We start from the raw sequence: 19,132 nt of genomic DNA on the forward strand, positions 1-19,132 counted from the left end.
AAGGTTATACACATGGCACAGGGTACTGTGAAGTGGTTCAACGCCGAAAAGGGCTTCGGCTTCATCGCTCCTGACGACGGCTCCGCCGACGTCTTCGTCCACTACTCCGAGATCCAGGGCAACGGCTTCCGTACCCTCGAGGAGAACCAGCAGGTCGAGTTCGAGATCGGTGAAGGCGCCAAGGGCCCGCAGGCTCAGGCTGTTCGCCCGCTCTAAACCATCAGTCTTCTAGCATCACCAGCTCCAAAGAGGTAAAGCTCTAAAGAGGAAACTCAGCCACGTAGCTGATGTTCGACATGGTCGTCCCACCCCCGCCCCGGCGGGAAGGGGCGGCCATTTTCGTCGTTGTGGGGTCATCGCGACGTCCTGATCGCGACCTGAACCCTACCCGGGTGATATTTCCCCAGTTCACCCTAGGAAGCACAGCGAAAAACCGGCTAAAAGTCGGGAGGAGGACCTCGCGATCACTTCAGATCAACCTCTCGGGTCCTGCCGGAGCGGCACGGGGTGCGCGTACCGGCAGGTAGCATCAGGCTAGGCCAGTTGGGAGAATCGAATGAGTGACATGGAACCTGCTAAGGAACCGCAGTGGGATTTTTCGCGGAGTGTCGAGCTGCTCGTCCCAGCGGCTCTTCCCTACAGCTTGGATGATGAAGAGTACCTAGGTTTTCTTAAATCGCATTTCTCTTACGTGGCTCAGCTCTGCCTACCTCCCAGCGTGCGCAATGGCGATGAAACACTTCGGTGGAAGGATATTGCGGAGGAACTTGGCAATGACTTCACGCTGGGAGTGAGTTTCTGGAGTGCGATCGGCGTCGACGATGAACAGTCAATTGAGACACTCACCGACCGATTCTCGGAGCCCTACTACGGGATGCTCGACCTGGCTCAGTGGTGGCCGCTGCGGCAAGTATTTGGCCTGCCAGAGGCGGGTATCTGCTACGCGGACTACCTTATGTACGGCAATGACGGTGCCGGGCCGATTCCCAGAGAGGAAAGTCTGGTTCGTATCTCCGAGCGTGGTTTCCGCTATTTTTCCGGCCGCTGTGTCGGGGAAACGTCTGAAGAGATCTTTTTTCCGGATAGCGGAGCAACCGCTTGTTGGGTGACGGGTGAGTGGTTTGTCGCTGTCGATGTGGATCTCAGCAGGGGGACAATCTGCTTTAATTCCCCGGAGTATCTGGAAAAGCTCGTCGAGGATGGTTCCTTAGAGTTTTACCTTCTGCAGTCGCCCTCACTCTGACACACCGGCCCCTGCCCGCTTGTCCCTCCACTCCATGATTCGCTTCTGTGCGAACTGGATGGATAGGCCGACGACGGTTCCTAGGGTGATGCCGGTGACTACGCCCAACAGGGGCATGTGTTGGAAGATCCGGCCGCCGAGGTAGCCGAGGAGGGAGGCTTGGACGGCCCAGATGATGACGCCGATGGTGTCGTAGAGGAAGAACCAGCGCCAGGGGTAGCGGACGGATCCGAGCATGATTGTGGTGGTCCAGCGGGCCCAGGGGATGAAGCGGGCGACGATGATGGTGGTGGCGGCGCGGCGGCGGATGTTGCGTCGGACCCAGGCGATGGCTTTGCCGCGGACGGAGTCGGCGGGGGTGCGTTCGACGAAGACGATGAGGCGGGTGCCCAGGAAGTAGCAGAGGTTGTCGCCGATGATGGCGCTGGCGATGGCGACTGGGATGATGATTCCGAGGTCTGGGACGCCGCGGCTGCCGGCCCAGGAACCGGAGAGGATGATGATGGATTCGCTGGGGACGAGGGGGACGAGGGCGTCGATAAACACGAGCAGTCCGAGGACCGGGTAGAAGACCGGCATGGTCATGAGAGTCTCTACCCAGTGGATGATGTGCTCGGTCATTTTAGTGAGTGTAGGTCAACGGGGGAGGCGCGTGTTGGCACGTTGTTTCGACCTGACCACAGTAGGGCCATTAAATACTGTGTACGGTGTTGTCCTAGGACGGCAAATGCCGTAGACCATGCATTGTCTCATCTAGTTGAGAGGGAACAACTCCCGTGGCAGAAGCGAAGGGATCAGGGAAGAAGACTCTGGTCATTGTGGAGTCGGCAACCAAGGCCCGAAAGATCCAGCCCTACTTAGGCAACGACTACATTGTCGAGGCTTCGGTGGGTCACATTCGCGACCTGCCGCGGGGTGCGGCTGACGTGCCCGCGAAGTACAAGAAGGAACCGTGGGCGCGCCTGGGAGTGGACACGGAGCATGGCTTTGCGCCGTTGTACGTGGTCAGCCCTGACAAGAAGAAGAAGGTCGCGGATCTCAAGACCAAGCTCAAGGGCTGCGACGAGTTGTTGCTGGCCACAGACCCCGACCGTGAGGGCGAGGCGATTGCTTGGCACCTGCTCGAGGTGTTGAAGCCGAAGGTGCCGGTGCGTCGCATGGTCTTCAACGAGATCACCAAGCCGGCGATTCTCGCCGCGGCGGAGAACACTCGTGAGCTCGATGAGAACCTGGTGGATGCGCAGGAGACCCGCCGCATCCTCGACCGCCTGTATGGCTACGAGGTGTCTCCGGTGCTGTGGAAGAAGGTCATGCCGCGATTGTCAGCGGGCCGCGTGCAGTCGGTGGCTACCCGCGTCATCGTGGAGCGGGAGCGAGAGCGCATGGCGTTCATCTCCGCGGACTACTGGGACTTAACGGCCCAGCTGGATACCGGCAACACTGACGCCGACCCGAATAACCCCCGCAACTTCGCCGCGAAGCTGTCGGCCATTGATGGCCGGCGCGTGGCGCAGGGACGTGACTTCGATGATCGGGGGCGGCTCAAGGGTGAGGTGCTGGTCGTCGATAAGCAACAGGCAGACGCCTTGGTGGATGCCCTTCAGGGCGTGCAGATGCAGGTCTCTTCCGTGGAGGAGAAGCCGTACACGCGCCGGCCGTACGCGCCGTTTATGACGTCGACGCTGCAGCAGGAGGCTGGCCGCAAGCTGCACTACACCTCGGATCGGACGATGCGCATTGCGCAGCGCCTGTACGAAAACGGCCACATCACCTATATGCGTACAGATTCGACGTCGCTGTCGGAGCAGGGTTTGTCGGCTGCGCGCCAGCAGGCCAAGGAACTCTACGGCGATGCTTTTGTGGCCGACTCGCCGCGCCGCTACGACCGGAAGTCTAAGAACTCGCAGGAGGCGCACGAGGCGATCCGCCCCGCCGGTGAGCGGTTTGCCACCCCCGGTGAGCTGCACGGCAGCCTCGATGCAGAGGAGTTCAAGCTCTACGAGCTGATCTGGCAGCGCACGGTGGCCTCGCAGATGTCGGACGCGAAGGGAACCTCGCTGAAGGTGACCATCGCTGGTACGGCCACGACAGGGCAGGAGACCGAGTTTTCCGCCACTGGCCGCACCATCACCTTCCCCGGTTTCCTCCGCGCCTACGTGGAGACCTCGCGCCTCGCGGACGGCCGAGATGTGGCAGATAATGCGGAAAAGCGCCTGCCCAACCTCACCAAGGGCGACCCGCTGACCGCGACGGAGATCACCGCCGATGGTCACTCAACCAACCCGCCGGCCCGATACACCGAGGCCAGCTTGGTCAAGAAGATGGAGGAACTCGGGATTGGTCGTCCGTCGACGTACGCGTCGATCATCAAGACGATCCAGGATCGCGGCTACGTCCACCCGCGCGGCAATGCGCTCGTGCCCAGCTGGGTTGCCTTCGCCGTGGTCGGGCTGCTGGAGAACAACTTCACTCCGCTCGTCGACTACGATTTCACCTCCTCGATGGAAGACGAGCTCGACGACATTGCCGCGGGTGAAGAGGATCGCACCCAGTGGCTGACCGGCTTCTACTTCGGCAACGCCGAGGCCTCCGACAACATGGCGGAAACGATTGCCCGCCATGGCGGCCTCAAGGCCCTAGTCGGCGAGAATCTGGAGCATATCGACGCTCGCTCGGTGAACTCCCTGCGCCTATTCGACGACACGGAAGACCGTCCCGTCTACGTCCGCGTTGGCCGCTACGGGCCCTACATCGAGCGCGTCGTCGGCGAAAAGGACGGCGAGCCGGAGTACCAGCGCGCCAACCTCCCCGAGACCACCACGCCGGATGAGCTCACCCTCGAGTTGGCAGAGAAGCTCTTCGCCACCCCGCAGGGCGGCCGTGAGCTGGGCCTGAACCCGGCCACGGACCGAATGATTGTGGTCAAGGAGGGCCGGTACGGCCCGTACGTCACTGAGGTCATGCGTGACGACGAGCGCGTGCGCGCCGAGGCTGCCGCCGAAGAGGTCGTCGCCCAGGAGCGCGCCGCCGAGGATGCCGAACGCGCCGCCGAGGGCAAGCGAGCCAAAAATTGGGACACCAAGACGGCCGCAGCGCAGAAGGTCAAGCGCATCAACGCCCTCGTGGAGGAGAACCTCAAGCCTGGCACGGCCTCGCTGTTCGAAACGATGGAGCCCGCCTCCGTCACCCTCGACGATGCCCTCAAGCTGCTGTCGCTGCCGCGCGAGGTCGGCGTCGACCCCGCCGACAACGAGGTCATCACCGCCCAAAACGGCCGCTACGGCCCGTACCTGAAAAAGGGCACGGATTCCCGCTCGTTGGCCAACGAGGAGCAGATCTTCACCGTCACCCTCGACGAGGCCCGCCGCATCTACTCCGAGCCCAAGCGCCGGGGCCGCGCCGCCGCGAAGCCGCCGCTCAAGGAACTCGGCGACAATGACGTCTCCGGCAAGCCCATGTCCGTCAAGGAAGGCCGCTTCGGCCCTTACGTCACCGATGGCACCACCAACGCTTCGCTGCGTAAGGGCGATTCCCCCGAGACGATCACGGATTCCCGCGCCAACGAGCTCCTCTCGGAGCGCCGTGCGAAGGAGGCCGCCGACGGTGGGGCGCCGGCCCGCAAGAAGGCGACGAAGAAGGCCGCCAAGAAGACGGTGAAAAAGACCACGAAGCGCGTGGTCAAGGCGGGTTCCCGGAAGAAGTAACGTGTCCTTCCGGGATGCGTTTGGGGCGGCCAGCGCAGGCTACGTTCTCGCCCGCGCGATCGCCGCGCCCGCGCTCCAGCGGGTAGCCAAGCCGCTGGTCGTGCCGCTGCTGGCGGCGGATGTTGTCCGGCGCTTCCCGCGCCGGGAGCGTCCGCTGGTGTCGGTGGGCCTGCTCGGCAGTTGGGTTGGTGATGTCCTGTTGCTTAGCGACGTCCGCCTCGCTCCCGCCGCAGCCACCTTCGCCGTCAACCACGGCGCCTACCAAGCTTTGTTGTGGCGCCGCGGCGCCCGCCCGCAGCCCGCTGCGGTCGCGTTGCGCGCCGTGCCGTTGGCGGCGATTGCCTGGTTCGGCCGTGACCGCCTCCCCCTGGTGCTGAGCTACGGCGGCATGGTCGCCGCCACGTCGGCGCTGGCCGCTGACCCGGTTCTGCGGGGCAGGGGAGTGGCCCTCGGGGCGAATCTCTTCCTGCTGTCGGATGCTCTCATCTTTGCCCGCGCAGAACTCCATCTCCCTGATGCCACAGTGGGGAGGGGAGTAGACGTTGCCATCGCCGCCACCTACGTCCTCGCCCAGAAGCTGCTTGTCGAGGGTCTATCCTGGACACCATGTCCGTGAACTACTTGGTCAGCCACACCCGCGCGGGTGCAGATGCTCTCCTCGCCTCCCTCCTGGCTGCGACCGAGGAACCGGAACGCCTGGCCTACCTCGGGGCTGGCAAGCTCGCTGTGATCTCGAAGTTGCTGGGATGGCGCCGGGTCGATCGAGCGGTCACGCAGACGGTGATGCCCGCCCTCGCCGCTTCGGTGCTTCGCCATGGATCATCGCCGATGTTGCTGGCCGGCCTGGCCGGCGGCTTGGTTGGGGATAGAGCGAAGCTCGTACCGCCAACCCGGACGCCGGTGTGGGGACTGTGCGGTATTGCCGCGAACCACGCGGCCTACGCGGTGGAACTCCATGGGCGAGGGGCGCGGACGTCGATAAGCCGAAGTGGGCTGCGTGCCGCGGCGTGGACCGTCGGCGTCGGGCTAGCAAGCTGGCGGAAGAAGGAACTCATCGCACCTGCCGTTATCGCCGGAGCTTTCGTGTGCGCGACCTCCACGCTTGCCGACGATCCGGCCCTGCAGGATGGCAGCACCCCAGCGAAGGGGCTCGGGCACGGCGCGAACCTGCTGCTCGGCGCGGAGGGGATCGCCCTACTACGGGAAACCTTGCTCACGGGGGATTCGGCCAGACATCGGGCCGTGGACGCTGCCATGCGCGCCGGGCAAATCATCGGCCACCTGTTGGTCATCGACGGCCTCACCCGCGACCAAACCAACTAGGAACGGTCCGCCATGGTCGCGCGGATCGGCCGGGCCAGCTGAGTCATTTCCCTGCGCCCCCGCAGCTCCACCGACTTCATGATCGTCCAGCGGGCCTGCTCAGCCTCGTTGGCGCCGCGCAGGGTCGTGGCATTGGTGAGCACCCGCCCATCGGTTTCCTTGGCCAGCTCGGTGAGGCGGGCGGCGGTGTTCACGGCGTCTCCAATAACGGTGTATTCAAAGCGATCGGAACCGCCAATGTGACCGGCGACGACGTGCCCGGCCGCAACGCCAATGCCCGCCTGCAGGGTCATTCCCTTGAGCTCCTGGCGTAGTTCGCGGGCTGCAGTGAGGGCGTGCGACGTGGCGTCGGCAAGCTGGAGAGGAGCGCCGAAGACCGCGAGGGCGGCGTCGCCCTGGAACTTATTGATGATGCCCTTGTTGCGGTGCACCACCTCCACCACGTGCTCGAAGAACTTATTCAGCTCGCCGACGACTTCTTCCGGCGAGTGATTGACGGCGAAGGTGGTGGAACCGATGACATCGATAAACAGCACCGCGACCTTGCGGTCCTCACCGCCGAGGGTGGGGCGCTCCTCCAACGCCCGCTTAGCAACCTCCGTGCCCACGTAGCGGCCAAAAATATCCCGCACACGCTGGCGTTCCTTGAGCCCACGCATCATCTCATTGAAGCCGGCCTGGAGGACACCCATCTCCGAACCGTCATAGATATCCACCTCGGCATTGGTATCACCGCGGCGCACCCGATTGATGGCCTCCTGCAACTCCAGAATCGGGTCAACGACACTCATGATGGCAAACGTCGTGCCGACGAAACCAGTAACCAAAGCCGTCAACGACAGCGCCACGATCGCCGGGATGAGCTCGCCGGCGTTACCCATGAAAAACTCAGCCCGCTGCGCGAGGGCCAGCAAGAGGATGCCCACGACCGGCACCGCCGTGGTCATGATCCACGTCAGACGCAGGCGCTGCGTGATCGGCGGCTCCAACGTGGAATCCTCAAAACGACGCGCAAGAGCCTCGGCGGCAATGGGGCGAACGAGACGCTCCGCTTCAAGGTAAGTGAGCAGGACGACAACCATGCCAGCCAGCACCGTTGCCACGCCAATGACCAGCGCCAACCGCCCACTCGAACTCGCAGCGACCGCCACCGCAATAGCGATGCCAATTCCCCACACCACCGCGCACACCAGCGCCTGATACCCAGGGATGCGCATGACGAGGTTACGAACCATATTCGGATCATGCGCCTCGGGGTGGCGCTGCCAATCCAAAACCGGCCGAAACAACACCAACGTGGCAGCCATCCCCACCACCACCGCGAACACCAGGTAAGCCAGACCAATGGCCTCGATGTACGGGACTTTATGTGTGAAGTTGTGCACCTCTGGCATGGGGATGAGGAAGCGAATAAACAACATGATCGCCAGGGCGCCGAGAACGTTCGAGGCCAAGACCAGCGTGGCGTACAGGGGCCACGAGGTCCCCCACAGCCACTTGATGGCTCGTAACAGTCGACTCATGGTTTCTAACTCTAACCCGCCAGCGACTCCGACGCGGGCACCGCGTTGTCAGGGTGAATAGGCTGGTGCGCGTGACTAGTTCTCCCTCCTCCGTCGCTGACCGCCTCGCCGATACTCCGGGCGTTCGCAACACCGTCCTTCAGGCCGCCGCCGCTGCCCGGAGCAAGGCCCGCGGCGACGTAGCGGACCTGGGGCACGCGATGGCGCATTCCTGGGTGATCACCGGCCCGCCCGGTTCCGGACGCTCCAACGCCGCCGTCGCCTTCGCCGCCGCACTCGTGTGCACCGACCCCACAGAACTCGGGTGCGGCCGCTGCCAAGCCTGCCGCGACGTGTTCGCCGACGCCCACACCGACGTCGTCCACATCGTCCCCACCGAACTATCCATCAGCATCGAATCCATGCGCCGCGTCCGCCAAGAAGCCGCCCGCATGCCCACAACCTCCCCATGGCGCATCATCATCATCGAAGACGCCGACCGCCTCTCCGAGCCCGCCGCCGACGCCCTCCTCAAAACCGTCGAGGAACCACCAGAGCACACCGTCATCCTCATGTGCGCCCCCTCCATCGACCCCCACGACTTCTCCCCAACACTGCGGTCCCGCTGCCGCCACCTCTACATCCCGTTCCCCTCGGTGGACGAAATCGTCCGGATCCTCACCACAGACACCGGTGCATCGCTTGACGACGCCCACCTCGCCGCCGTCACCTCCCTCCGACACATCGGCCGCGCCCGCCGCCTCGTCACCGACCCCAACAACCAAAAGCGCCGCGCCAGCATCCTCAACCTCTCCGAACTGATCTTCCACCACGACGAAGCCTTCAAAGCCTCCCTCCAATTCATCCGAGCCGTGGAAAAACAGGTGAAAGAAGAACTCGACGAGGAAAACGCCCTCGAACTCGCCGAACTCGAACGCGCCCTCGGCAAAGGCGGACGCGGCAAAGGCACCCAGCGCGCCCTGGACGGCTCCGCCTCCATGATCAAAGACCTAGAAAAGAAACAAAAAGCCCGCAAAACCCGCCGCATCCGCGACCCCCTCGACCTCGCCCTCGTCGACCTCACCGGCCTCTACCGCGACGCCCTCATGATCCGCACCGAAGCCGACGTCCCCCTCACCCACCCCGACTTCGAACCCCTCGCCCGCGACATCGCCAGCCAAGTCAGCGACACCGGCCTCGTCGCCTGCATGGACGCCATCGCCGCCTGCCGAGATCACATCCACACCAACGTCACCCCCGTCATCGCCTTCGACGGCATGATCGGCCGCATCCGCCAAGCCTGCCAAGTCTCCTGAGCAGCGATTTTTTCCCATCCACGGCGTGCGCTAAGCTAACTCCTCGGTGACGCTTGCGCGCCACCGCGCCGCCTTAGCTCAGTCGGTAGAGCATTTCACTCGTAATGAAAAGGTCGCGAGTTCGATTCTCGCAGGCGGCTCCACAAAACCCCAGGCAGAACATGGTTCTGCCTGGGGTTTCGTCGTGACTGCTGTGAACGAAAGAGGGGTCCCGCCTTGCATGCTGCCCCGTTGCGCCGACGAAAGCCGCACTTCCTAACAACTTGGCAGGTTTGGAAGGGTGATTGACCCCGAAGTTGTTAGGAAGTGCGGGTTTTGGGTTCGTCGTTCGGGCCACGCAGCGAGTGATCCTAAGATCAAGGGAAAACCTGTAGGCTCCGGCCCCAGCTCCGGCTTGGCGCCAGCTAGGAAAACGGACGCCCGGCCCCATCTACGGCACCGGAATCGAACCCACCCACACGAACTCTATGGGTATCCGAAAAGGATGGCTAGGTCGTTGAACCCGCCCACCGGCAACCCAGTGCCGACCACCCCGCGGTCAGATTTAACTCATTTGTCACTTAACCCACAGCAGCACGGTACCCCGCTCAAGGCGGGGATTTCGGCGATGTGGAGTTACCTACGGGGTGACCTCTACGATTCTGAAGACAGCGGGCTAGGGGAGTGCAGGTCAATAGCGAGGGCTCGCGTTTGCTACATGTTTTGGCGGTCTAGTGGGTCTGCTGCACGATCAGGTGACAACCGAGCAGCCTAATCAGATGGTTGGGCTGGAAGGATGTACACCGTGACCAAGCCCTATCCCAAAGAGTTCCGCGATGACGTTGTCCGTGTCGCACGGAATCGTGAGCCCGGTGTCGAGCTCTCCCAGATCGCCAAGGACTTCGGGGTCCACTTCACTACCCTGTACTCGTGGCTGAAGAAGGCTGACCTCGAGGACGGTGAAGTGTTGGGCTCGACTCAGGTTCAGTCGGCTGAACTGCGCGACGCCAAGAAGAGGATCCGTCTCTTGGAGCAGGAGAACGAGGTCCTCCGCCGTGCCGCGGCGTATCTCTCGCAGGCCAATCTGCCGGGAAAATGATGTACCCGCTCGTTCGTGAGTTGGCCGTGGACGGTGTCCCCGTCACGGTGACGTGTCGGGTGCTCAATCTTGCTCGCCAGCCCTACTACCGGTGGCTGGCGGACCCGATCACCGATGCAGAGCTGAATGAGGCTTACCGTGCCAATGCCTTGTTCGACGCCCACCGGGATGATCCCGAGTTCGGCTACCGCTATTTGGTGGATGAGGCCCGCGATCTCGGTCAACCGATGGCAGCGCGCACTGCGTGGCGGATCTGCTCAGACAACCGCTGGTGGTCGGTGTTCGGGAAGAAACGCGGCAAGAACGGTAAGAAGCCCGGTCCACCGGTCCACGATGACCTCTGCGCCGTCACCGATGAGGAGGGCAGAACCCGGCACGAGTTCAAGGCCGATGGCGCGAACGAATTGTGGATCGGCGATATCACCGAGCACTGGACCAATGAGGGCAAGCTCTACCTCTGTGCGTTCAAGGATGTCTACTCCAACCGGATCGTGGGGTACTCGATCGATTCGCGGATGAAGTCCCGCCTAGCCGTGGCTGCCCTCAACAACGCGGTCGCCCGCCGCGGCGACGTGGCCGGCTGCGTGGTCCACACCGACCGCGGGTCTCAGTTCCGTAGCCGGAAATTCGTGCGCGCTCTGGGCATTCACGACATGACCGGATCCATGGGCCGCGTCGGTGCGTGCGGGGACAACGCAGCCATGGAGAGCTTCTTCGCACTCCTGCAGAAGAACGTCCTCGACCGCCGCGCATGGGCCAGCCGAGAAGAGCTCCGGATCGCCATCGTTACCTGGATCGAGAGGACCTACCACCGACGCCGCAGACAGGACCGCCTAGGCCGCTTGACCCCGATCGAGTTCGAGACAATCATGACCACACCAGCCGATCAGGCTGCGTGACTAACCACTGTCACCTGATCGTGCAGCAGACCCAGTCGTCCAGTTTGTGGCTCCGGACCCTGTTCGCGACTTCGCGGAAGTGAACTCGGCTTTCGCTGTCGCCAAGGCCTCAGAGTGGAGTTCCGGTCGCGATCATTCGCATGTGGACTCAAGTGGGTAAAATCGCCGTCACTTAGAGGAATTTGATGAGGGAGATGATGTCGATGCCGAGGGAGGTTCTGGACCGCATCGCTGCTTGGCGCCGCTTGTCCGAGGCTGAGCAAGTCGCTTGTCTTCGCGGGCAAGTAGTCGACGAGGTCGTCGGCAACATGCGCATGGAGGGTCAGCCGGTCTCTGCTGCGTGGGAGTCGCAGGCTAGGAAGACCACCGCATCCGGCCAAGTTGAGGCTTATTGGCCCACGAGGATTGACGCGGAGACTCGACGCCGTCTTCAAGGTAAGCGCGCTCCTGCCTAGGTTTGTTCCGCTGTCTGTTCACCCAGCCTGTTCGTACTGTTTCGTCTGTCAGTGATGCGATTACTGGGGCAGTAGACGCGGCACAACCTTGCCCGTCTCGTTGCGGGGGAGCTCGTCCATGAAGTGGACGTCTCGGGGGATGGAGTGCTCGGCGAGGTTGTCGCGGACGTGGGCGCGGATGGCGTCGTCGGTGAGGGCGGCGCCGTGCGCGTTGTCGTCGCGGACGATCCAGACGGCGATGCGTTGGAAGGTGTTGTCGTCGGGGACTCCGCCGGAGTAGACGTCGGCGATGCCGGGGAGGGCGTCGAGGACGTTGTCGACGGAGCGGGGGTAGACGTTTTCGCCGCCGACGATGATCATGTCGTCGGCGCGGCCGAGGACGCGGAGGTGGCCGGTGTCGTCGAGGTAGCCGAGGTCGCCGATGCTGATGAGGCCTTGGGCGTGGTCGAGGGGGATGGTGGGGTTGGAGTAGCCGACGAGAGTGGTGGAGTTGCGGAGGTAGATGCGGCCTGGGGTGCCGGTGGGGACTTCATTGCCGTGGTCGTCGAGGATTTTCAGAGTCGTGCCGGTGGCTATTTCGCCGGAGGTGGTGGGGTCGGCGGCGATTTCTTCAGCGGAGGCGACGGAAGCCAACGTCAATTCGGTGGAGCCGTAGACGTTGCAGAGGATGGGGCCGAAGCGCTCGATGGTTTCCTCGACGAGGTGGGGGGTGAGGGCGTGGCCGGAGGAGACGATGAATTCGAGGTGGGAGGTGTCGTAGCGGGCGTTGTCGTCGACTTCGAGGATTTGTTTGAGGAAGACGGGGGAGGTGACCATGGCCTCGAGCTGGTAGGTGTCGATGTCGCGCAGCACTTGGGCGGGGTCGAAAATCCGGTGGGTGACTATTGTTCCGCGGGCGGCGAGGGCGATGTTGAGGGCGCCCCAGCCCCAGGTGTGGAAGATCGAGGCGTGGAGTTGGAGGCGGATGTCGGCGCGCCAGGGGACCTTCTTCAAGATGCCGGCCAGGACGAGGGGCAGGCGTGGTTCGGGGCGGATGACACCTTTGGGGATGCCGGAGGTGCCAGACGACATGAGGACGATCGGCCCGTGCTTCGGGAAGGTAGGCAGGGTGATGTCGGAGGTGTCCCAGGGTCGGGCGACGATGTCGGCGAGGCTGGGGTAGGCCGGGGACGGGTCGGTGTGGTGGGCGATGATGATGTGGATCCCGCGGGCGTCGATAAGCGAGGTGTTGAGGCGGCCGAGGAACTCCTCGTCGATGACGAGGACATTGATGTCATTTTCCTCCAGGCAACCCGAGAGTTGCTCGGGGGAGGAACCGACGTTGAGGAGGTAAATCGCGGCGCCGGCGTAGCCTTTTGCGGCGAGCGGGTAGACGATGCCGCGGCCGTTGCGGGCCATGACGCCGAGGCGGATCTCGCCGAGCCCGAGGCTGAGGAGGTGGCGGGCGACGGACTGAGAGTTGTCGCGGAGCTGGCGGTAGGTGAGCTCGCCGTCATCGTCAATAATCGCGAGGCGGTGAGGGGCGGTGATGTGGCCTTGCTCGACCTCGCGGGCGGTGGTGAACCAGTATCGGGCCAGGACCGCCGGGGTGGATAACGTCGTCGCCGCGCCGCTGCGGAGGCTGACGATTCCGGACCGGAGGACGGAGGGGACGAACTCGCCGAGGGCTCGGGCGGTGGCGGCCGATTCGCGGAGGCGGCTGAGGCTAAACACGAGGAATGTGCTCCTTTGTGGTGGAGATGTGCTCCCCACCACGCTAGTTTGTAGGTACTAAGTAACGCTACTTACATATTCAACGACTTAACATACGTTACGGTAACGTAAGTTACCTGATCTCGATGACTCTAAGGATGCCTCGCATGCAGTTCCGACTCGCCGGCGCCGCCGCCCGCCGCTTCGCCCTCATAGGGTCCGCCGTGATCCTCCTCGCGGGAGTGATCTTCGCCCCGGCGTCCCACGCACAGCAGCGTAACCTGGTCGTTTTCGGTGATTCGATCATCGCCGATACCCCGACGCCGCAGTATTTGGCCAACCGAGTCGGCAGCCTCAGCTCCGGCTCCTCGGACGCTCCCGGGTCCAGCGCCGGAGAATGCCCGACCTCGGCCAACAACTACGGCATCCGCGCCGGGTACAAGCTCGGGCTCCCGGCCTGGGACTACTCCTGCGCCGGCACCACGTCGATTTCCAATGGCCCGCAGTTCTCCCGCCAGGTCGATCGCGCCCTGGACACGGGCGCGCTGACCCCGGCGACTGCCCGCGTGATCGTCACCACTGGCTTCAATGACACGTACAACAACTCCGGCCAGGCCGATGAGGTCATTCGCGCTCGCTTCGTCGACGCCATGGCCCCGCAGATCCAGCGCATCAAGTCCGCTGCCCCCAATGCTCGCATCCAGATCGTCGGCTACTCCGCCATCACGGATGGCGGGAACGTCTGCCTGGTCCATGTTGGTGCCAACATCCACGACCGCACTCCGGCCCCGCAGGTCTCCCGCTGGGAGAACCTCGCCCAGGGTATGCAGTCCGACTTGGCGCGCGCCACGGGCACTCAGTTCATTGATATGAAGCCGCACACCTGGGGAAATAGCATGTGCGCCCCCGACGGTCAGCGCACCTGGGCCGGTCTCATCGACTTCCATGCGGGCCCCGGCAACATGCCCATCCACATGACGTCCGCCGGGCATGAGAAGGTCGCCGACGTCATCGCGGCGTCCTAGACTCGGGCCCACACGGCGGCTCGATCAGTACCCTGGGGACTTAACTAAATCCACCCCACGCAAGGAGCTGATCGAGATGAGCACCACTGTTACCGGGATTATCGCCCGCACCAAGGGCGCACCGGTAGAGACAACCGAGATTGTTATCCCCGATCCGGGTCCGCATGATGTTGTCGTCGCCATTCAGGCGTGCGGCGTCTGCCACACGGACCTGGCCTATCGGGATGGCGATATCGCCGACGAGTTCCCGTTCCTGCTGGGCCACGAGGCCGCGGGCGTCGTCGAAGAGGTCGGCGATCAGGTCACCCACGTGCAGCCGGGGGACTTTGTCATCCTCAACTGGCGTGCGGTGTGCGGCGAGTGCCGGGCGTGCCGCAAGGGCGAGCCGAAGTACTGCTTTAACACCCACAACGCGTCGAAGAAGATGACGCTGACCGATGGCACTGAACTCAGCCCGGCGCTGGGTATCGGGGCGTTCGCGGAGAAAACCCTCGTCCACGAGGGGCAGTGCACCAAGGTCAACCCGGAGGAAGATCCGGCCGCGGCGGGCCTGCTCGGGTGCGGCATCATGGCCGGCTTGGGCGCAGCCGTGAATACTGCCGATATCCAGCGTGGCGAATCAGTCGCGGTCTTCGGCCTCGGCGGAGTCGGCATGGCGGCCATCGCGGGCGCGAAGCTGGCCGGTGCGACGACGATCATCGGCGTGGACATCGATCCCCGCAAGCTGGAACTGGCGAAAGAATTCGGCGCCACCGATACGATCAATTCCTCCGAGTACAGCGGCGAGGGTGAGAACAACGGAGTCGTGGCCAAGGTCCGCGAACTCACCGGCGGCTTCGGCGCCGATGTGACTATCGACGCCGTCGGCATCATGCCCACCTGGCAGCAAGCGTTCTACTCCCGCGACCATGCCGGTCGCATGGTCATGGTCGGCGTCCCCAACCTCACCTCGCGTATCGATGTCCCCGCCATCGACTTCTACGGCCGTGGCGGCTCCCTGCGCCCCGCCTGGTACGGCGATTGCTTGCCCGAACGTGATTTCCCCACCTACGTCGACCTTCACCTCCAGGGCCGCTTTCCGCTGGGCAAGTTCGTCTCCGAAAAGGTCGGCCTCAATGACGTCGAGGAGGCTTTCGCCACCATGAAAGCCGGCGATGTCCTGCGATCGGTGGTGGTCCTCTAATGAGCACCCTGCGCATTGATCACGTGGAAACCACCGGCACCTTCGCCCTTGATGGCGGCGAGTGGCAGGTGGACAACAACATCTGGCTCGTCGGCGACGACTCCGAGGTCTATATTATCGACGCCGCGCACGACGCCGCCCCCATCATCGATGCGGTCGGCGGGCGCAAGGTCAAGGGCATCCTGTGCACCCACGGGCACAACGATCACATCACTGTGGCACCCGAGCTCTCCGAGCTTCTCGACGCCCCCATCCTCCTCCACCCCGGCGATCTCATGCTGTGGCAGGACACCCACCCCACCCTCGAACCGGAAACCATGCACGACGGCCAGGTCTTCCACATTGCGGGCACCGACATCCAGGTGCTCAACACCCCAGGCCATTCCCCAGGATCGTGCTGCCTCTACCTCCCCGAGGCCGGCGAACTCTTCTCCGGAGACACCCTCTTCCAGGGCGGGCCAGGGGCAACGGGTCGCAGCTACTCCTCCTTTGACACCATCATCGAGTCACTGCAGCGCTCCGTGCTTGACCTACCGCCCGAGACGATCGTGCGCACCGGCCACGGCGACCACACCACCGTCGGCGCGGAGGCCCCGCACCTCGAAGAGTGGATCCGCCGGGGCCACTAAACACGAGATGCGTGGGTTGGGGTGCCAAAATTCTCTAGAATGAATAGTAGTATCTAGCGTTTCCGCAGGTCGCGGGAAATCGCATTTCGCATTCTAGAGAATTTTGGCACCCCGCACCGTGATCGCGACGCCCTGATCGCGACCGGAACCACGTCCCCGGATCGGACGCGCTGTTAGGGTGAGGATATGAACACTCTTGTCACCGGCGGCGCCGGCTTCATCGGATCCCACCTGGTTGATCTGCTCATTCGGGAGGGCCACGACGTGGTGGTCATCGATAATCTCTCCCACGGCAAGCTCGCCAACCTGGAGGAAGCGCAAGCGACCGGGCATCTCACCTTCCTGGAAGCTGATTTGCTGGATGTGGACTTTGACGCGGTCGTCGAGAAGCATCAGCCCGAGGTGATTTTCCACCTCGCGGCCCAGATCGATGTGCGGGAGTCCGTTGCGGATCCGCTGCATGATGCGCAGACGAATATCCTCGCCACGATTCGGCTGGCTGAAGCCGCGCGCCGTCACGGGGTGCGCAAGGTGGTCCACACCTCTTCGGGCGGTTCGATTTACGGCACGCCGGATCAGTTCCCGGTCGATGAGTCGGTGCCGGTGGATCCGCATTCCCCGTACGCGGCGAGCAAGGTGGCTGGGGAAATCTACCTCAATACGTTCCGTCACCTTTATGACCTTGATTGCTCGCACATCGCGCCCGCCAACGTTTATGGTCCGCGGCAGGATCCCCACGGTGAGGCCGGCGTGGTGGCGATCTTCTCGCAGCGGCTCCTCGCTGGTGAGCCGACCCGCGTGTTCGGCGGCGGCAACAACACCCGCGATTACGTCTTCGTTGGCGATGTCGTGCGGGCCTTCTACCTCGCGTCGGGGGAGAAGGGCTCGGGGATGCGCTTCAATATCGGCACCTCGGTGGAAACCTCTGACCGTGAGCTGCATTCGCTCGTGGCGCAGGCGGCGGGGGCGGAAGACAACCCGGAGTTCGCTCCGGCTCGCCTCGGCGATGTGCCGCGTTCAGCACTGTCCTTTGCGCGTGCCCAGGAGGTGTTGGGTTGGGAGCCCCTCACCCCGATTGCGGATGGTGTCGCTCAGACAGTGGAGTACTTCCGTACCCACTAAGAGGTGGCTGAGGCTTCGTCCTGCGCGACTGGGGGCACCGAGTTTTGCAGTGCCACCGCGCGGGCGAGGCGCGCGTAGCGTAGTTCCTGCTCGCGGAAGCGGATCCACGTGGACAACGTGGTGAACATAAACGCGATGACCAGGACGTATAGCAGCAGGTCAGTGCCGCGATCCACGCCGATCCAATTGGCGATCACGGTGAGATCATCCGGTCGCAGGACGGCCCACACGGCGGCGACGATGAAGAAGATGAAGCCGATCTTCACGCCGGCCTTGGCGCGGGCTTTGCGGCGGTTGGTGAGGAAATAGAATCCCAGTGCCACGGTGGCACACAGAAGCAGGACTTGAATGAAAGTCGAGAACACTTAAAGCCTCCTGGAAAGCATGCCGTCGGCCAAAATGTTCACGCCGTTGATGAGGGATTGGCCCTTGCTCATCGAGTATTCGGTGTAGAGAATATCGACGGGCTCCTCGGCCACGCGCCAGTGTTTATCGGAGATCATCGAGACGATTTCGGACGCATGAGACATGCCGTTCATCCGGATGTTCATCTCATCAGCGACCTTCTTGTTGAAGGCGCGCAGGCCGTTGTGCGCATCCGACAGCCCGAGGCGACGAGTGGTCGGGGAGAGCATGACCACGGTCTTGAGCACGAGGCGCTTGATCAACGGCACCTGATCGTCCGCCGCGCGAGGGCGACCGAAGCGGGTGCCCACGACGATGTCCAGCGGTTCGGTGCGAAGGCGCTCCACCATGCGGACCACGTCCTTGACCTGGTGTTGGCCGTCGGCGTCGAAGGTGACAAAGTACTTCGCCCCCGGTTGCTTGCGCGCATACTCGATGCCGGTCTGAATGGCGGCGCCTTGGCCTAGGTTCACCGGGTGATTGACCAGGTGAGCGCCGCCCGCCTTGATCTTTTCGGCGGAATCATCGGGGGAGCCGTCGTTCACGGCGACGATGTTGGGAAACGTCTTCCGCGCGTTCTCGATGACATCCTGAATCACGGTGCCCTCGTTGTAGCACGGGATGATTAGCCAGGTGTCTTGAAATTGCTCCACAATTCCGAGACTCTACCGCAGATTTCCCGACCGCCGGGGCAAGGATCTGGCGAGTTGGGAAATCTAGCGGTGGAAGAGACGGGAATATACCCTCGTGAGCAGCGCCGTTGGTAGGAGTCGGTAGGCCGTGCGGACGATCAAGTTGAGCACTGCGCGCGGCCGGGAGATCAGGCCGTAGCGGACCAGATTGTCCTGCATCTGCTTCTCGGCGGCGAACATTCCTTTGCCGGTGCGGCGCTCAAATTGGGCGGCGGAGGTGCGGAAGTAGGTGAGCGGTTCGGTGAGATTGTGGAAGCGAGCGCCGGAGGCGAGTAGCCGGGCCCAGAGGTCGTAGTCCTCCATGTGGTGGACGTCGCGGTAGCCGCCAGCGGACTTTACGTCGGCCACCTTCATCATCACGGAGGGGTGGTTGACCGGGGAGTTGAGGAGGGCATAGCGGGCGATGGCGTCGTGGGTTTCGGGAAGTGCGCGGGTCTTGGTGGCGGCAGCCGCGAGGTCACCCGTGGAGTGCCAGGCGTCGTCGTCGAACTCACGCATTGCTGTTCCCAGGACGGCGACATCGGGATGCTCCGACAACCAGGCCAATTGAACGTCCAGGCGTTCGGGTGCGGCGATGTCATCGGTATCGAGACGTGCCACGTAGGTGCTGGTGAGGGTGTTGAGGCCGGCCTGGAGGGCTTTGCCCAGCCCGCTGTTGGTGGACAAGCGGACGCGCCGCAGCTCAGGGTGGGCGGCGCCGTGGGAATCAAGAACCTCGTTGAGGTCAGCTGTCAGTGGTCCGTCCTCGACCATGACTACTTCGTCGGCGGGGCGCGTCTGGGCCCACAGGCTGTCTAGCGCGGCTGCCAACTCCACCGGGCTGCTGCCGCGGTAGACGGAAAGGAGTACGGAGACTTCGGGCAT

Annotated in this window: 18 protein-coding genes and 1 tRNA gene; 13 read left to right on the forward strand and 6 right to left on the reverse strand. The window is 63.5% G+C overall.

Annotation, left to right across the window (positions count from 1 at the left end; genetic code table 11):
- The first annotated feature begins 12 nt into the window (after positions 1-12).
- Both CTEST_RS01295 and CTEST_RS01300 read left to right on the forward strand, forming a co-directional pair.
- Entirely contained in the window at positions 13-216 is a 204-nt protein-coding gene (locus CTEST_RS01295) for a cold-shock protein (RefSeq protein WP_047252199.1), read from the forward strand.
- A 340-nt stretch (positions 217-556) separates the two neighbouring features.
- The gene (locus CTEST_RS01300; RefSeq protein WP_144413192.1) at positions 557-1,243 is read left to right on the forward strand and encodes a hypothetical protein; all 687 of its coding nucleotides are present in this window, start codon (positions 557-559) and stop codon (positions 1,241-1,243) included.
- On the opposite strand, the gene CTEST_RS01305 is transcribed toward CTEST_RS01300, so the two are convergent.
- A complete protein-coding gene (locus CTEST_RS01305; RefSeq protein ID WP_047252201.1) occupies positions 1,235-1,864 on the reverse strand; it encodes a DedA family protein in 630 nt (209 codons plus the stop codon). The two genes, CTEST_RS01300 and CTEST_RS01305, sit on opposite strands and share 9 nt — an antisense overlap.
- Before the next feature lie 155 nt (positions 1,865-2,019).
- Between CTEST_RS01305 and topA the strand changes: the two genes are divergently transcribed.
- The 3 genes from topA to CTEST_RS01320 are packed head-to-tail and all read left to right on the forward strand — an operon-like array spanning position 2,020 to position 6,270.
- Positions 2,020-4,947, forward strand: coding sequence for a type I DNA topoisomerase (gene topA / locus CTEST_RS01310; RefSeq protein ID WP_047252202.1), 2,928 nt, complete (start codon positions 2,020-2,022; stop codon positions 4,945-4,947).
- A gap of 1 nt (position 4,948) precedes the next feature.
- Positions 4,949-5,563, forward strand: coding sequence for a lysoplasmalogenase family protein (locus CTEST_RS01315; RefSeq protein ID WP_047252203.1), 615 nt, complete (start codon positions 4,949-4,951; stop codon positions 5,561-5,563).
- Complete coding sequence (locus CTEST_RS01320; RefSeq protein WP_052844262.1) at positions 5,554-6,270, forward strand: lysoplasmalogenase family protein; 717 nt, start codon at positions 5,554-5,556, stop codon at positions 6,268-6,270. Before CTEST_RS01315 ends, CTEST_RS01320 begins: the two co-directional genes overlap by 10 nt.
- On the opposite strand, the gene CTEST_RS01325 is transcribed toward CTEST_RS01320, so the two are convergent.
- A complete protein-coding gene (locus CTEST_RS01325; RefSeq protein WP_047252204.1) occupies positions 6,267-7,793 on the reverse strand; it encodes an adenylate/guanylate cyclase domain-containing protein in 1,527 nt (508 codons plus the stop codon). The genes CTEST_RS01320 and CTEST_RS01325 overlap by 4 nt on opposite strands.
- A 71-nt stretch (positions 7,794-7,864) precedes the next feature.
- Here CTEST_RS01325 and CTEST_RS01330 point away from each other — a divergent pair, with 71 nt between their 5' ends.
- From CTEST_RS01330 to CTEST_RS01350, 4 genes are all read left to right on the forward strand, one after another.
- Positions 7,865-9,088, forward strand: a complete 1,224-nt coding sequence (locus tag CTEST_RS01330; RefSeq protein WP_144413193.1) for a DNA polymerase III subunit delta' — start codon at positions 7,865-7,867, stop codon at positions 9,086-9,088.
- Between the two features lie 67 nt (positions 9,089-9,155).
- A tRNA-Thr gene (locus tag CTEST_RS01335) sits at positions 9,156-9,231 on the forward strand.
- 641 nt (positions 9,232-9,872) lie between these two features.
- Positions 9,873-11,065 (forward strand): IS3 family transposase gene (locus CTEST_RS01345; RefSeq protein WP_407919233.1). Its coding sequence is split into 2 segments (ribosomal slippage): positions 9,873-10,157 and positions 10,160-11,065, totalling 1,191 coding nucleotides; the frame shifts between segments, so codons are not numbered across the junction.
- A gap of 185 nt (positions 11,066-11,250) precedes the next feature.
- Complete coding sequence (locus CTEST_RS01350; RefSeq protein ID WP_047252205.1) at positions 11,251-11,520, forward strand: hypothetical protein; 270 nt, start codon at positions 11,251-11,253, stop codon at positions 11,518-11,520.
- Between the two features lie 60 nt (positions 11,521-11,580).
- On the opposite strand, the gene CTEST_RS01355 is transcribed toward CTEST_RS01350, so the two are convergent.
- Positions 11,581-13,233: an AMP-binding protein gene (locus CTEST_RS01355; protein ID WP_047252206.1), complete on the reverse strand. Its 1,653-nt coding sequence runs from the start codon at positions 13,231-13,233 to the stop codon at positions 11,581-11,583.
- Positions 13,234-13,379: 146 nt separating this feature from the next.
- Here CTEST_RS01355 and CTEST_RS01360 point away from each other — a divergent pair, with 146 nt between their 5' ends.
- From CTEST_RS01360 to CTEST_RS01375, 4 genes are all read left to right on the forward strand, one after another.
- On the forward strand, positions 13,380-14,237 hold the full coding sequence (locus CTEST_RS01360; protein ID WP_047252207.1) for a GDSL-type esterase/lipase family protein: 858 nt from the start codon (positions 13,380-13,382) through the stop codon (positions 14,235-14,237).
- A gap of 76 nt (positions 14,238-14,313) precedes the next feature.
- Positions 14,314-15,420 carry an S-(hydroxymethyl)mycothiol dehydrogenase gene (locus tag CTEST_RS01365; RefSeq protein WP_047252208.1) on the forward strand — a complete coding sequence of 369 codons (1,107 nt, stop codon included), beginning with the start codon at positions 14,314-14,316 and terminating at the stop codon, positions 15,418-15,420.
- Entirely contained in the window at positions 15,420-16,049 is a 630-nt protein-coding gene (locus CTEST_RS01370; RefSeq protein ID WP_047252209.1) for an MBL fold metallo-hydrolase, read from the forward strand. The genes CTEST_RS01365 and CTEST_RS01370 overlap by 1 nt, the downstream gene beginning before the upstream one ends.
- Positions 16,050-16,235: 186 nt before the next feature.
- Positions 16,236-17,171, forward strand: coding sequence for an NAD-dependent epimerase/dehydratase family protein (locus tag CTEST_RS01375; RefSeq protein WP_047252210.1), 936 nt, complete (start codon positions 16,236-16,238; stop codon positions 17,169-17,171).
- Here the strand turns inward: CTEST_RS01375 and CTEST_RS01380 are convergent.
- From CTEST_RS01380 to CTEST_RS01390, 3 genes are all read right to left on the reverse strand, one after another.
- Entirely contained in the window at positions 17,168-17,536 is a 369-nt protein-coding gene (locus CTEST_RS01380) for a DUF2304 domain-containing protein (protein WP_083985386.1), read from the reverse strand. The two genes, CTEST_RS01375 and CTEST_RS01380, sit on opposite strands and share 4 nt — an antisense overlap.
- Complete coding sequence (locus CTEST_RS01385; protein WP_376701796.1) at positions 17,537-18,229, reverse strand: glycosyltransferase family 2 protein; 693 nt, start codon at positions 18,227-18,229, stop codon at positions 17,537-17,539. It abuts the gene before it with no gap.
- Positions 18,230-18,292: 63 nt separating this feature from the next.
- Positions 18,293-19,132 (reverse strand): glycosyltransferase, encoded by an 840-nt coding sequence (locus tag CTEST_RS01390; RefSeq protein WP_047252212.1) that lies wholly within the window; start codon positions 19,130-19,132, stop codon positions 18,293-18,295.

Origin of the sequence: Corynebacterium testudinoris (assembly GCF_001021045.1) — a bacterium.
GTDB lineage: Bacteria > Actinomycetota > Actinomycetes > Mycobacteriales > Mycobacteriaceae > Corynebacterium > Corynebacterium testudinoris.